Source organism: Saccharopolyspora thermophila (genome assembly GCF_014646075.1).
Taxonomy (GTDB): domain Bacteria; phylum Actinomycetota; class Actinomycetes; order Mycobacteriales; family Pseudonocardiaceae; genus Saccharopolyspora; species Saccharopolyspora thermophila.
Window position 1 is genome coordinate 96,270 of sequence record NZ_BMMT01000002.1, and the last position, 13,203, is coordinate 109,472.

At 71.9% G+C, this 13,203-nt stretch carries 12 protein-coding genes; 8 read left to right on the forward strand and 4 right to left on the reverse strand.

The genetic code is table 11. From position 1 onward, the window contains the following. The first annotated feature begins 23 nt into the window (after positions 1–23). The gene (leuD, locus tag IEY17_RS03845; protein ID WP_188985529.1) at positions 24–626 is read left to right on the forward strand and encodes a 3-isopropylmalate dehydratase small subunit; all 603 of its coding nucleotides are present in this window, start codon (positions 24–26) and stop codon (positions 624–626) included. A 234-nt stretch (positions 627–860) separates the two neighbouring features. After that, a complete protein-coding gene (locus tag IEY17_RS03850; RefSeq protein WP_188986264.1) occupies positions 861–1,475 on the forward strand; it encodes an HU family DNA-binding protein in 615 nt (204 codons plus the stop codon). 488 nt (positions 1,476–1,963) lie between these two features. Here the strand turns inward: IEY17_RS03850 and IEY17_RS03855 are convergent, their stop codons facing one another. The 3 genes from IEY17_RS03855 to cofC all read right to left on the reverse strand — a co-directional run bounded on the left by IEY17_RS03855 (position 1,964) and on the right by cofC (position 5,966). Continuing rightward, the gene (locus IEY17_RS03855; protein ID WP_229679825.1) at positions 1,964–2,941 is read right to left on the reverse strand and encodes an NUDIX hydrolase; all 978 of its coding nucleotides are present in this window, start codon (positions 2,939–2,941) and stop codon (positions 1,964–1,966) included. 34 nt (positions 2,942–2,975) lie between these two features. Next, the gene (locus tag IEY17_RS03860; protein WP_188985531.1) at positions 2,976–5,249 is read right to left on the reverse strand and encodes an RNA degradosome polyphosphate kinase; all 2,274 of its coding nucleotides are present in this window, start codon (positions 5,247–5,249) and stop codon (positions 2,976–2,978) included. A gap of 66 nt (positions 5,250–5,315) precedes the next feature. After that, a complete protein-coding gene (gene cofC, locus IEY17_RS03865; RefSeq protein WP_188985533.1) occupies positions 5,316–5,966 on the reverse strand; it encodes a 2-phospho-L-lactate guanylyltransferase in 651 nt (216 codons plus the stop codon). Between the two features lie 127 nt (positions 5,967–6,093). Between cofC and IEY17_RS03870 the strand changes: the two genes are divergently transcribed. The 4 genes from IEY17_RS03870 to IEY17_RS03885 all read left to right on the forward strand — a co-directional run bounded on the left by IEY17_RS03870 (position 6,094) and on the right by IEY17_RS03885 (position 9,787). After that, the gene (locus IEY17_RS03870; protein WP_188985535.1) at positions 6,094–6,870 is read left to right on the forward strand and encodes a lysophospholipid acyltransferase family protein; all 777 of its coding nucleotides are present in this window, start codon (positions 6,094–6,096) and stop codon (positions 6,868–6,870) included. Continuing rightward, entirely contained in the window at positions 6,857–7,936 is a 1,080-nt protein-coding gene (locus IEY17_RS03875) for an NAD(P)H-dependent glycerol-3-phosphate dehydrogenase (protein WP_373289839.1), read from the forward strand. The genes IEY17_RS03870 and IEY17_RS03875 overlap by 14 nt, the downstream gene beginning before the upstream one ends. Positions 7,937–7,956: 20 nt before the next feature. Further along, positions 7,957–9,060: a cystathionine gamma-lyase gene (locus IEY17_RS03880; protein ID WP_188985537.1), complete on the forward strand. Its 1,104-nt coding sequence runs from the start codon at positions 7,957–7,959 to the stop codon at positions 9,058–9,060. A 259-nt stretch (positions 9,061–9,319) separates the two neighbouring features. Beyond that, positions 9,320–9,787: a cysteine dioxygenase gene (locus IEY17_RS03885; RefSeq protein WP_188985539.1), complete on the forward strand. Its 468-nt coding sequence runs from the start codon at positions 9,320–9,322 to the stop codon at positions 9,785–9,787. 92 nt (positions 9,788–9,879) lie between these two features. On the opposite strand, the gene IEY17_RS03890 is transcribed toward IEY17_RS03885, so the two are convergent. Further along, positions 9,880–10,542, reverse strand: a complete 663-nt coding sequence (locus IEY17_RS03890; protein WP_229679826.1) for a pyridoxamine 5'-phosphate oxidase family protein — start codon at positions 10,540–10,542, stop codon at positions 9,880–9,882. Positions 10,543–10,602: 60 nt separating this feature from the next. Here IEY17_RS03890 and pdxR point away from each other — a divergent pair, with 60 nt between their 5' ends. Together pdxR and IEY17_RS03900 are read left to right on the forward strand one after the other, a co-directional pair. After that, positions 10,603–12,009, forward strand: coding sequence for a MocR-like pyridoxine biosynthesis transcription factor PdxR (gene pdxR / locus IEY17_RS03895; protein ID WP_188985543.1), 1,407 nt, complete (start codon positions 10,603–10,605; stop codon positions 12,007–12,009). A 72-nt stretch (positions 12,010–12,081) separates the two neighbouring features. Then, positions 12,082–13,173, forward strand: coding sequence for a D-alanine--D-alanine ligase family protein (locus IEY17_RS03900; protein WP_188985545.1), 1,092 nt, complete (start codon positions 12,082–12,084; stop codon positions 13,171–13,173). Positions 13,174–13,203 lie beyond the last annotated feature (30 nt).

The following is a 13,203-nucleotide window of genomic DNA, read 5'->3' on the forward strand; positions in this document are numbered from 1 at the left end:
CCCACCCACCAGGAGCAGTGACGATGGAACCGTTCAAGACGCACACCGGGGTCGGCGTCCCGCTGCGCCGGTCCAACGTGGACACCGACCAGATCATCCCGGCGGTCTACCTCAAGCGGGTCTCCCGCACCGGCTTCGAGGACGCCCTGTTCGCCGCCTGGCGGGCCGACGAGGGCTTCATCCTCAACCAGGAGCCGTTCCGCGCGGGCAGCGTGCTGGTCGCCGGACCCGACTTCGGCACCGGGTCGTCCCGTGAGCACGCCGTGTGGGCGCTCAAGGACTACGGCTTCCGGGTGGTCATCTCCTCCCGGTTCGCCGACATCTTCCGGGGCAACGCCGGCAAGCAGGGGCTGCTGGCCGCCCAGTGCGAGCAGTCCGATGTGGAACTGCTCTGGAAGCTGCTGGAGAACGAGCCCGGCACCGCCGTGACGGTCGACCTGGAGCAGCGGACGGTGAGCGCGAAGGACCTCACGGTGCCCTTCGCCATCGACGACTACACCCGCTGGCGGCTGCTGGAAGGTCTCGACGACATCGGTCTGACCCTTCGCCACGCCGAGACGATCGACACTTTTGAACGGGCCCGGCCGAGCTTCCTCCCGACCACCCTGCCGGCCCCGCAGGGCTGATCCGACCCCCTCCGGGAGAGCGGGTTTTTCCTGCTGTGAAAGGAAAAACCCGCTCTTCCGAGGACAACTGAACAGTTGCTCCAGGACCCCGAAGAGCCCGGTTGGCCCGACCCGAATGCCCCACGCCCCAACGAAAAAAGGAGGCGTGGCGAATGGCGTTTGTTTGTCCGGGGCTTTACCGTTGACATTGAGTCGGCCCAACGGGGCCGTTGTTGTGTCCTGGGAGGGACTGAAGTGAACAAGGCCCAACTCATCGAGGCACTGGCAGAACGCCTCGGCGACAAGAAGACCGCCAGCCAGGCTGTCGAAAACGTCGTGGACATCATCGTTCGCAACGTCAACAAGGGCGAGAAGGTCAACATCACCGGCTTTGGGGTTTTCGAGAAGCGGGCCCGCGCCGCGCGCATCGCTCGCAACCCGCGCACCGGTGAGGCCGTGAAGGTCAAGAAGACCAACGTCCCGGCCTTCCGCGCTGGCACCCAGTTCAAGGAAGTCGTCGGCGGGCAGCGGAAACTGCCGCGCGTCTCCTCGACCAAGGCGGCGACCACCCGTGGTGCCACCACCAGGACCGCGAGCGCCACCAAGGCTGCCGGCACGCGCGCCAAGGCCACGACCACGCGGGCCGCGGCGACGAAGACGACCGGTCGCACCACGGCGAAGGCCACCACCGCGACCAAGGCCGCTCCGAAGCGGACCACCGCCAAGGCGACCGCTGCCAAGGCGACCACCTCGAAGCGGACGACCACGGCCAAGGCCACGCCGAAGACCACGGCCAAGGCCACGGCGGCCAAGACCACGCGTCCGGCGACCAAGAAGGCGACGACCACGCGCAAGTCCACCAAGAAGTGAGTGTTCGCCTCCGCAGCGGGCACCACTGGACCGAGCGGGCGGCTTCCGGGCCCCGTGCACGGGGCAGGTGCCGCCCGCTCACGGCGATCGGGCGCGCGCAACGCGCCGGACGCCCTGCTCCGACCCGGACCCCAAGCCGCGGCCGTCCGACCCGCGGCGTCGGGGCCGTCCTGCCGTCGAGGGCGGCGAGCGCGCAGCCGCCGGTTCGACACCCGGATGCGGTTTGGCATGTCGGACTGCTGAACCGCACCAGGACGAGCGGGCCGGAGAACGGCGTGGCCGCCACGCCAGCGGCGGCCGGAACACGGAGCGCCGGTGGGCGGTGCGCAACGCCCACCGGCGCGATGAGCCGCTGAACGGGGGGCGCGGAGAACGAGTTCGGCAGGTGGTGCGTCGGCGCGGCCGCTCCCGCGTCCACCGCTGGTTTTCCGGCAACGCCCCCCCGCGGGCGGCGTCAGGCGCTTCCCGCCACCCGCACGCGCCCTTCGCTAGCCGAGCGGATCGGCGAGGTAGTCGGCGGCGGCCAGCCGCAGCGCGGGCCCGTCACCGTTGCCGCAGGCGCCGTCCGCGCTGAACGTCAGCGTCCACACGCTGCCCTTCTTGCTGGCCACCTCGCCCAGTTCCAGGCCCGCCCGCCGCGCCAGGCGCCCCACCAGATCCGGAATCACCCCGCCCTGGCTGCACACCAGCGCGGTGCCCGGGCCGGCCGCCACCCGCAGCAGCCGCCGCACGGCGCCGTCGGGATCGGTCCGATAGCCCTCTTCGGAGAACAGCGGTTCCGCGGTGATACCGATGCCCAGATCCGCGGCGATCCGGTCCACGGTCTGTTCGCAGCGCACTCGCGGTGCGGAATAGATCCGCCGCGGTCCGAACAACAGCAGGAGGGAACGCAACGCGTCGCGCTGGCGGCGGCCCGCTTCGGTCAGCGGCCGCAGCGCGTCGTCTCCGTCCCAGTCGGACCGCTTGCCCGCCTTCGCGTGCCGCACCAGCAACACGGTCGCCGATTCGACAGGCAGCCGGAGGAACGCGTCGAGCAGGTCCGCGTCGTGCGGATAGGTCAGCAGAGTGCGTGCCGCCGCCGGATCCAGCCAGCGCAGTTCGTCCACTTCGTCATTCGGTGTGAACGAGCCGCCGTCCGCGCGGGCGGCGAAATAGTCCACCACCTTCGGCGCCGACCCGCCGCCGGGCCGCGGCACGCGGTAGTCAACGCGCCCGAGCCAGCGCGACAGCACGCAGGAGAACCCGGTCTCCTCGGCGACCTCGCGGACCGCCGCGTGCGCGGGAAGCTCACCGTTGTCGAGCTTGCCCTTGGGCAGCGACCAGTCGTCGTAGCGCGGGCGGTGCACCACGGCGATCTCGGGACCGTCGGTCCCGGCGCGCCACAGCACCGCACCGGCGGCCCGCACCGGTTCGCCGCCAAACATTCCGACCCCGTCGGCGGCCACCTCGTTCTCGGTCACGCTCATCTCGCTCTCCGCCCTCGCCGGAAACACGTCTCCGTCACGAGACCTTCGCCCCGTGCAGGCGCAGCATCTCCACCTGGTGGTCGCGCACCTGCTCCCCGCTGCGCGGCGAAGCCTCCCAGTCGCCCTTGGCGTTGAGCACCCAGCAGCGGGTGGACGGGTGCAGGGCGGAGTCGAGCATCGTGTCCAGCTGCGCGGTGAGCTTGGGATCGGTCACCCGCACCTGGGTCTCGATGCGGCGGTCGAGGTTGCGGTGCATCATGTCGGCGCTGCCGATCCAGTGCTCGTCGATGCCGACGAAGTGGAACACCCGGGAGTGCTCCAGGAACCGGCCCAGGATGGAGCGCACCTCGATGTTCTCGCTGAGCCCCTCGACCCCGGCCTTGAGCGAGCAGATGCCGCGCACCACCACCTTGACCGGCACACCGGCCAGCGAGGCCCGGTACAGCGCGTCGATGATCTGCTCGTCGACCAGCGAGTTCACCTTCATCCGGATGCCGCACGGCAGACCCCGCCGGGCCCGCTCCGTCTCGGCCTCCACGCGCTCCACGATTCCGTTGCGGATGCCCTGCGGCGACACCAGGATCCGGCGGTACTCGCCGTGCCGGGCGTAACCGGTGAGCACGTTGAACAGATCGGTGAGGTCGGCGCCGATCTCCGGGGACGCGGTCAGCAGGCCGAGGTCCTCGTAGATGCGCGCGGTCTTCGGGTTGTAGTTGCCGGTGCCGAGGTGGCAGTAGCGGCGGATCGTCGAACCCTCCTGCCGCACCACGAGCGCCGTCTTGCAGTGTGTCTTCAGGCCCACGAGGCCGTAGACCACGTGCACCCCCGCCCGCTCCAGGGTGCGTGCCCACTGGATGTTGGCCTGCTCGTCGAACCGCGCCTTGAGCTCCACCAGTGCCACCACCTGCTTGCCCGCCTCGGCGGCGTCGATGAGCGCGTTGACGATGGGCGAGTCGCCGGAGGTCCGGTACAGGGTCTGCTTGATGGCCAGCACGTGCGGATCGGCGGCGGCCTGCTCGATGAACCGCTGCACCGATGTGGAGAACGAGTCGTACGGGTGGTGCACCAGCACGTCGCCCTCGCGCAGCGTGGCGAAGATGCTCTTCGACGTCTGTCCCTCGGCGAACGCGGGGTGGGTGGCCGGGACGAACGGCGATTCCTTCAGATCCGGTCGCTGTAACCGCTCCAGTTGGAACAGGCACGACAGGTCCAGCAGACCCTTGACCTCCACCACGTCGTGCTGATCGACCTCCAGCTCGCGCAGCAGCAGTTCCAGCATGGTCTCGCTCATGGTGTCGGTGACTTCCAGCCGCACCGGCGGACCGAACCGGCGGCGCGCCAGCTCCCGCTCCATCGCCTGCAGCAGGTCCTCGTCGCGGTCCTCCTCGACCTCCAGGTCCGCGTTGCGGGTGACCCGGAAGATGTGGTGCTCGGCGACCCGCATGCCGGGGAACAGCTTGCCGAGGTGCGCGGCGATGAGCTCCTCCAGCGGCAGGAACGTGGCGCGCTCGGTTTCCCGCTCGGACTCGATGCGGATCAACCGCGGCACGTTGTCCGGCACCTTCACCCTCGCGAAACGCTTGATGCCCGCGTCCGGATCGGCCACCGTCACCGCCAGGTTCAGCGACAGCCCGGAGATGTACGGGAACGGGTGCGCCGGATCGACCGCCAGCGGGGTGAGCACCGGGAAGATGTGGTCCTCGAAGTAGCGGGTGAGCTTGGCCTGGTCCGGCGCCTGCAGGTCGGCCCAGCTGAGGATGCGGATGCCGTGCGCCTCCAGCTCCGGCAGCAGCTCGTCGAGGAAGACGCGGCTGAGCTTCTCCACGAGGTCCTGGTTGCGTGCGGAGATGCGGACCAGCTGCTCGTGCGGGGTGAGCCCGTCGGCGCTGCGCACCGACAGCCCGGTCTCCTCGCGGCGCTTCAGCCCGGCGACACGCACCATGTAGAACTCGTCCAGGTTGGACGCGAAGATCGCCAGGAACTTGGCGCGTTCCAGCACCGGCTGCGACCGGTCCTCGGCGATGGCCAGGACGCGGGCGTTGAAGTCAAGCCAGGACAGCTCGCGGTTGAGGTAGCGGTCCTCCGGCAGGTCGGTGGTGGCCGCGGCGCGGGTCACGGCGGGCGGGGCGGAGGGCACCCGGGCGCTTCGGGAGACGTTCGCGGGAGCCTCCGCAGCGGCCGCATTCCCGGGTCGGCGAGCCGGGCGCGGCGCACGACGCGCGGACCGGCCGGCGGAGGTGGTTCGCTTGGCAGGCTGCTTGGATCGCCGATCGCTGCTCTCGGTGCTCACCAGCCCATTGTCGCCCATCAGAGCGGTTCAGCTCGACCTCTGTCGAGGTCATCTCGGTCATGCGCCGTGTGGTGTCGCACGCGGTCAGCCACCGCAGCGCGGTGCGGTGGCGGCGATGCGTTCCGCGGTCCGCGGGCCGAGCCCGAGCCGGGTCGCCGCGGCCAGGTCCGCTTCGGTGTCCACGTCGCAGCGCAGCGAGTCCCACCTGCCCGGCAGCGGTCGAGCCCCGGACGCGGTGTGCGCGGCGGCCGAACCCGGGCCGAAGCGTGGATCCAGCGGGCGGCCGGGTTCGGCCAGCAGCAGGGTCGTGCCCGTTCCGTGCCGGTCCGCGCAGAACGCGCGGCTCGGCCCGGCGGCGCTGACGGCGGCGCCGAGTTCTCCGGGCCGCAGCGCGGGCAGATCCGCCTGCAGCGCCCCGACACGGACCCCGCGCCGCCGCAGCAGCGCGTCGGCGTGCCGCAGGGCCGCGTTCAGCCCGGCGGCCGGGGTGTCGGCCAGCACCTCGACGCCTTCGGCGGTGAACGCCTCGGTCAGCGCCGGATCGGCGGTCACCACGACCACGGCGTCGACGCCCGGCGCCTCGCGGGCAGCGAGCACTGTGTCCAACGCCACGGCCGTGACCAGCCCGGCGTGCGCGTCCGGCCGGCCCGCGCCGCGGTCGGCGGCACCCAGCAACCGGGACTTGGCCGCGTGCAGCGGCTTGATCGGGACGATGAGGTTCACACCCGCGGTCACCAAGCCATCTTGCGTCGCCCGGACGCGGCGCGTCACCACCGCCTCGGATATCGGGTGCTGGGTGGCGAGGCGGCCGGGCGCGGCAGGTACCTTGACCTTCGCTCTCGCAACCGAAGAAGGAGTTGCCGTGGCGGACCCCAAGAGCCTCCGGCGCCAGCGGAGGCACACCAGCGAGAAGGCCCACGGGATGGGCAGGTTCTGGCTCGAACTGGCCCGCGCGGTCTTCTACCCGCTGACCGCGGTGCTGGCCCGCACGCGCGTGACCGGACTGGACCGCATCCCCGCCGAGGGCCCGGCGCTGCTGGTGTTCAACCACGTCTCGCACCTGGACCCGGTCTTCGACGCGGTCACCGTGCACCGCGCGGGGCGGATCCCGCGGTTCCTGGCGAAGAACACCCTGTGGAACGTGCCGGTGCTCAAGAACATCCTGGTCGGGGTCGAGCAGATCCCGGTATTCCGGGGCACCGCCGACGCGCAGAAGAGCCTGCAGGAGGCGCACGAGGCGCTGCGCCGAGGCAAGGTCGTCGTGATCTATCCGGACGGCACCATCACCAAGGACCCGGACGGCTGGCCGATGACGCCGAAGCTCGGGGTGGCGCGGCTCGCGCTGGCGCACGACATCCCGGTCATCCCGGCCGCGCGGTGGGGCACCCGCGAGATCTACGACCACTACAAGAAGAAGTTTCGGCCGTTGCCGCGCAAGACGGTGTCCCTCGCGTTCGGCGAGCCGCTGGACCTGTCGGCCTTCCGCGGCCTGGAGGACGACACCCGTGCGCTGCGTGAGGTCACGGACCTGGCGATGAGCCGGTCCCGGGAGCTGCTCGGCGAGATCCGCGGCGAGCAGCCGCCGAACGAGTTCTACAGCTCCGCGCGCAAGGACCGGGACAACGATGGCGTCGCCTGAGCGCTCAACCAACGTTGCGGCCCCGGCTCCGCTGGGCGACCACCAGCGCCGGACAAGCCGAGGATCTGGCGCGAAGATCGCCGTGCTCGGCGCCGGGTCGTGGGGCACCACCTTCGCGAAGGTGCTCGCCGACGCCGGCAACGACGTGGTCCTGTGGGCCCGCCGGGCGGAGGTGGCGGCGGAGATCAACAAAACCCGTTGCAATTCCGGATATCTGCCCGGCGTCGTGCTGCCCGAGGGGTTGCGCGCCACCGGCGACGCGGTGGAGGCGATGCACGGGGCGAGCGCGGTGGTGCTCGCGGTGCCCAGCCAGACGCTGCGCGAGAACCTGGCCGGGTGGCAGCCGCTGCTGCCGCCGGACGCCACGCTGGTGAGCCTCGCCAAGGGCGTGGAGCTGAGCACGCTCAAGCGGATGAGCGAGGTGATCAGCGAGGTCGCCGACGTGCCGCTGGAGCAGGTGGCGGTGGTGTCCGGGCCCAACCTGGCCAAGGAGATCGCCGCCGAGCAGCCCACCGCGACCGTGGTGGCCTGCCTGGACCACGACCGCGCGGTCACCCTGCAGCACGCGTGCTCCACGCCCTACTTCCGGCCGTACACCAACACGGATCTGGTCGGCATCGAGCTGGCCGGGGCGTGCAAGAACGTGATCGCGTTGGCCTGCGGGATGGCCGTGGGCCTCGGGTTCGGGCACAACACGATGTCCTCCCTGATCACCCGCGGGCTGGCCGAGACCACGCGGCTGGGCGTGGCGCTGGGCGCCGACCCGATGACGTTCGCCGGGCTGGCGGGGCTCGGCGACCTGGTCGCCACCTGCATGTCGCCGCTGTCACGCAACCGTACCTTCGGGGAGCGGTTGGGACGCGGGGAGACGCTGGCGCAGGCACAGGAGGCCGCGCACGGGCAGGTTTCCGAGGGCGTGAAGTCGTGTTCGTCGATCCGGCAGCTCGCCGCGCGCCACGGCGTGGAGATGCCGATCACCGACGTGGTGCACCGGGTGTGCCACGAGGGGCTGGCGCCCATCCCCGCGGCCGCGGAACTGCTGGGCCGCGAACGCAAGCCGGAGTGAGCCGACCCGGAAGGGGAGTTGTGACCACAGAGGATCTCGGTGACGGCACCCGCTGCGTGCGTGGCGGCCATCCGGAACCGGTGGGCGGCACACCGCTGCTGCCGGGTCCGGTGTTTGCCGCGCCGTACCACCTGGGCGATGGCGAGGGCGGCGACTTCTACGGGCGCGCGGGCAATCCGACCTGGCGCGCCCTGGAATCGGCGATCGGCGAGCTCGACGGCGGGCGCTGTGTCCTGCTGCCGTCGGGGATGGCGGCGATCAGCACGGTGCTGCGGGCCGTGCTGGGCGTGGGTGACGCGCTCGTCCTGCCCAGCGACGGCTACTACGCCACGCGGCAGTTCGTGCGCGACGAGCTGACCGCGCTGGACCTCGACGTGCGGGAGATCCCCACGCCGGGCCCGTGGGACGACGAGGTCTTCCGCGGAGTTCGGTTGGTGCTGCTGGAAACCCCGTCGAATCCGGGGCTGGACGTGTGCGACATCGCCGAGCTGGCCGAGCGGGCGCACCGGGCCGGGGCGCTGCTCGCGGTGGACAACACCACCGCCACGCCGCTCGGGCAGCGCCCGCTGGAGCTCGGCGCGGACATCGTGATTGCCAGTGACACCAAGGCGTTGGCCGGGCACAGCGACCTGCTGCTGGGGCATGTGTCGGTGCGCGACGAGGAACTCGCCGAACGGCTGGTGCGGGCGCGGACGTTGTCCGGTGCGATCCCCGGTCCGTTCGAGACGTGGCTGGCGCACCGCAGCATGGGCACCCTCGATCTGCGCCTGGCGCGGCAGGCGGAGAACGCGGCGGCCCTCGTGGCGGCGCTGCGCGGGCACCCGGCGGTGTCCGGGTTGCGCTGGCCGGGTTCGCCCGACGATCCCTCGCACGATCTCGCACGGCGCCAGATGCGGCGCTGGAACGGCGTGTTCCGCTTCGAGCTGGCCGACGCCGCGGCGGTGGCGGAGTTCGTGCGACGCAGTCGGCTCGTCGTGGCGGCGACGAGCTTCGGCGGCCTGCACAGCACGGTGGACCGGCGCGCACAGTGGGGCGACCCGGTGCCACCGGGGTTCGTCCGGTTCTCCGCTGGCTGCGAGGACCCGGACGACCTGGTCGCCGACGTCCTCCAGGCGCTCGGCTGACCGACGCCACCATGGGACCCGGCGCCACCATGGTGTGAGATCGTGCGCCCGAGTTGACGCGGGGCGGAGCGGGGTGGTTCAGTTCGGGGCGTGTTGCTGCGCGCCATGACTGATCGACGGGGTCACATCGACCTGCGCCGCGTCGCCAGCGCGCTCTGTCTGTGTTCTTCGTGTTGATCGATTCCCCTGCTGTCCCGGGTGGTCGCGGTTGATGTTGCCGCGCGCCCGGATTCCCGAACGATCCCGAAGGACCTTCACCGTGTTCGCCGTTCCGCCGAATACCGTTGCCGCGCCTGCCGATCTTTCCACCGCGCACCCGGTGCGCATCGCCCGTGAACTCGCCGCCGACCGTGGCTCGTGGACGCACCTGCTGCGCTACCACCCGGATCAGCGCTGGGCCGGGCTGCTGCGGCGCACCGAGGGCTACGAGGCGTGGTTGCTGAGCTGGTTGCCGGGCCAGCACACCGAACTGCACGACCACGGCGGCGCGACGGGCGCGTTCACCGTGGTGACCGGCTCGCTGACCGAGCGTGTCGTCCGTGGCGGCGCGGAGGTGCTGCACCCGCTGGTGGCAGGCCAGGCCCGGGTGTTCGGGCCGAACTACGTGCACCAGGTGAGCAACGACGGCCCGGACCCGGCGGTGAGCGTCCACGTGTACCGCCCGGAGCGGGCCCGGATGACCTTCTACCGCCATGACCCGCTCACCGGCCTGAGCCGGGAACCCTGACGCCCGGAAGACACCGGCGCCCGGGAACCTCACCCGGAATCACCGGCACCCGGGAGTGATCGTCCACAGTCGACCCGCGCGGTGCGGTTCCCTCACGCCGGCCACCGCCGGTCGCGCACGTGCGCCGGGACCTCGACGTCCGGCGGGAGGTCCGGCGCCGGTTGCGGGGTGCCCCAGCGCCGTTCGAGCGGCAGCACCCCCGACCACGCCGTGCCGGCCGCGACGTCCTCGGCGTCGTCGTTCGGGCCGCCGGTGCGGATCTTCACCGCCGCCTCGGCCAGGTCCAGCGCGAGCACCGCCGTGGCGGCCAGTTCCCGCCTGGTCGGCAGCCGCGCGTGCGCCCATGACCCGGGAGCCAGCTGCTCGGTGATGACCCGCAGCGCCTCCCGCTTCTCGTCGGCGTCAACGACGCCGCGCGCCCGCCCGTGGATCACGGCGGACCGGTAGTTCACCGAGTGGTGGAACAGCGAGCGTGCGTAGACGATGCCGTCCAGGTGCGTGACGGTGACGCACACCTCCGCGCCCGCGGCTGCTTCACGCAGACTGCGCGCGCCGGTGGAGCCGTGCACATAGAGGGTGTCGCCGCGGCGGCCGTAGCCGGTGGGCAACACTCGTGGTGAGCCGTCGACGACCAGGCCGAGGTGGCAGATCAGCCCGGCGTCGAGCACCGCGTGCAGATCGCTGCGTTCGGTGCGGGCCCGCGCGCTGCCGCGGCGGATCGTGGATCGTGCGGTGGGGGAGAGCTGTCGGGTCACGTCCACCAGGATCAACCGAGAAGTGGCATTATCGAAGTGCCAATCAGGGAGATTTTCGAAATGCCACATGCCGTGCCGGCGAGTTCGCCGCTGCTGGAACTCGCCATCGAGCTGCGCCGCGACGACGCGCGACCGCTCGCCGTGCAGCTCGCCGACGCCCTGCGCCACGCGGCGACGCTCGGCCAGCTGCGCGGGGGCGACCGGCTGCCGTCCACGCGCGCCCTCGCGCGCCACCTCGGGGTCAGCCGCACCGTGACCGCCGCCGCCTACGAGCAGCTGCACGCCGAGGGCTGGATCGCCGGTCGGCACGGCTCCGGCACGTACGTCACGACCAGCCCGCCCGGAGCACGCACCGGTGTCGCGGTGGGCACCCGGGTTCCCGAGCCGGAACCCGCGCCGCAGCGGGTGGTGCTGACCCCCGGTGTGCCGTGGGTGGAGGGCATCGACCGGGCGGCGTGGCGGCGCGCGTGGCGGTCGGCGGCCGACACCGATCCGGACTGGCGGCCGCACCGCGCGGGCGTGGTGACGTACCGCGAGGCCGTCGTCGAGCACCTCCTGCGCCACCGCGGGCTCGTCGTGGGCGGTCTCACGGTGGACAACGTGCTCGCCACCGGCGGCACCACGTCGGCGGTCGTGGAGCTGGCGTCCGCGGTGCTGCGCCGCGGCGCGACCGTCGCGGTGGAGGAGCCCGGCTACCAGCGCGCGGTCGGCGCGCTGCGCTCCGCGGGTGTGCGGGTGGTGCCCGCGCCGGTCGACCACGCGGGCATCGTGGTCGACGCCATCCCGCGCGGCGTGCAGGCGGTCTACTGCTCGCCCGCGCACCAGTACCCCATCGGCGGTCGGCTGCCCGCGGAGCGCCGGATCGCGTTGGTGGACCGGGCGCGCGCCGAGGACTGGCTGATCGTCGAGGACGACTACGACGGCGAGCTGCGCTACGACGTGGCACCGCTGCCGGTGCTCGCCTCGATGGCCCCCGACGTGGTGGTGCACCTGGGCACCACCAGCAAGATCCTCGCCCCGACCCTCGGGGTCGGGTGGATGCTCGCTCCGGACGACGTGGCGGCGGCGGTGCTGGAACACCGCGACCGCACCGGGACCAGCCCCGCTCCGGCTGGGCAGCGCGTGCTGGTGGAGTTCGCCCGCCACGGCGACCTGGGACGGCATCTGCGCCGGCTGCGCCGTGAACTGTCCCAACGCCGCTCGCTGGTGGTGGACATGCTCGCGGAGCGGGGCGTCGAGGTGTTCGGCGACCGCGCCGGGGCGCATGTCGTGCTCCCGCTGCCCGACGCCGCGACCGAGCAGCGGGTGGTCGCCGAAGCCGCCGAGGAGGGGCTCGTGCTTGACGGTCTGCGACGGCACCACTGCGGTCCGCAGCAGTGGTTCGGCCTCGCCCTGGGCTACGCCGCCTGCTCGCGCGACGACCTGGCACGGGCCCTGCCGATCCTCGCGCGACTGTGCAGGTCCTGACAGGCTCGCGTGGACGCGTCCGCGCCCGATGCAGCGAGACGGCGCCCCGGCCCGCCAGGTATGGTCCGGCGCATGACACAGCGCAAGATCCGGGTGGCGGTCGTCTTCGGCGGGCGGAGCACCGAACACGGCATTTCCTGCGTGTCCGCCGGTAGCGTGCTGGCGCACCTGGACCGGGACCGCTTCGAGATCGTGCCGGTCGGCATCACCCGCGAGGGTGCCTGGGTGCTGGGTACCGGCGATCCGAAGCAGCTGGAGATCCGGGACCGCAAGGAACCCGAGGTCGCGCCGGGTACCGCCCTGGCGCTGCCCGGCGACCCGACGCGCCGCGAACTCGTGCTGCTGGAACCGGGCCGCGGCGGCGAGGTGCTGTCGTCGGTGGACGTGGTGTTCCCGGTGCTGCACGGGGCCTTCGGCGAGGACGGCACCATCCAGGGCCTGCTGGAGATGGCCGACGTGCCCTACGTGGGGCCGGGCGTGCTCTCCAGCGCTGTGTCGATGGACAAGGAGTACACCAAGAAGCTGCTCGCCGCCGAGGGGCTGGGAGTGGGCCGCTTCGAGGTCCTGCGCCGCGATCAGTCCACACTGGACGAGGCGGCGCGGGAGCGGCTGGGGCTGCCGGTGTTCGTCAAGCCGGCGCGCGCCGGGTCGTCGCTGGGCATCAGCAAGGTGACCGACTGGGCCGAGCTGGACGCGGCGATCGCCGAGGCGCGCCGCACCGACCCGAAGGTCATCATCGAGGCGGCGGTGGTGGGCCGCGAGGTGGAGTGCGGCGTGCTGGAGTTCCCGGATGGCCGGATCGAGGCGTCGCTACCCGCGGAGCTCCGCGTCACCGGCGAAACCGACTGGTACGACTACGAATCCAAGTACCTCGACGACGTCACCGAGTTCGACATCCCGGCCAAGCTCGGCGACGACGTGATCGAGCGGCTGCGCGACACCGCGGTGCGGGCGTTCCGCGCGCTGGAGTGCCAGGGACTGGCCCGCGTCGACTTCTTCGTCCGCGAGGACGGCGAGCTGATCATCAACGAGGTCAACACGATGCCGGGTTTCACGTCCATCTCGCTGTACCCGCGGATGTGGGCGCACACCGGGGTGGACTACACGACGTTGCTGAGCACGCTGATCGACACGGCGATCGCCCGCGGTACCGGCCTGCGCTGAGCGCACCCGGAAGCGTTTGCCCCGCGCGCT

What these genes read in the sequence shown, in the direction of transcription:
- IEY17_RS03900 (WP_188985545.1), top strand. Translation starts at nt 12,082, where the DNA reads ATGACACAGCGCAAGATCCGGGTGGCGGTCGTCTTCGGCGGGCGGAGC.
- pdxR (WP_188985543.1), top strand. Translation starts at nt 10,603, where the DNA reads ATGCCACATGCCGTGCCGGCGAGTTCGCCGCTGCTGGAACTCGCCATC.
- IEY17_RS03860 (WP_188985531.1), bottom strand. Translation starts at nt 5,249, where the DNA reads ATGGGCGACAATGGGCTGGTGAGCACCGAGAGCAGCGATCGGCGATCC.
- leuD (WP_188985529.1), top strand. Translation starts at nt 24, where the DNA reads ATGGAACCGTTCAAGACGCACACCGGGGTCGGCGTCCCGCTGCGCCGG.
- IEY17_RS03855 (WP_229679825.1), bottom strand. Translation starts at nt 2,941, where the DNA reads ATGAGCGTGACCGAGAACGAGGTGGCCGCCGACGGGGTCGGAATGTTT.
- IEY17_RS03875 (WP_373289839.1), top strand. Translation starts at nt 6,857, where the DNA reads ATGGCGTCGCCTGAGCGCTCAACCAACGTTGCGGCCCCGGCTCCGCTG.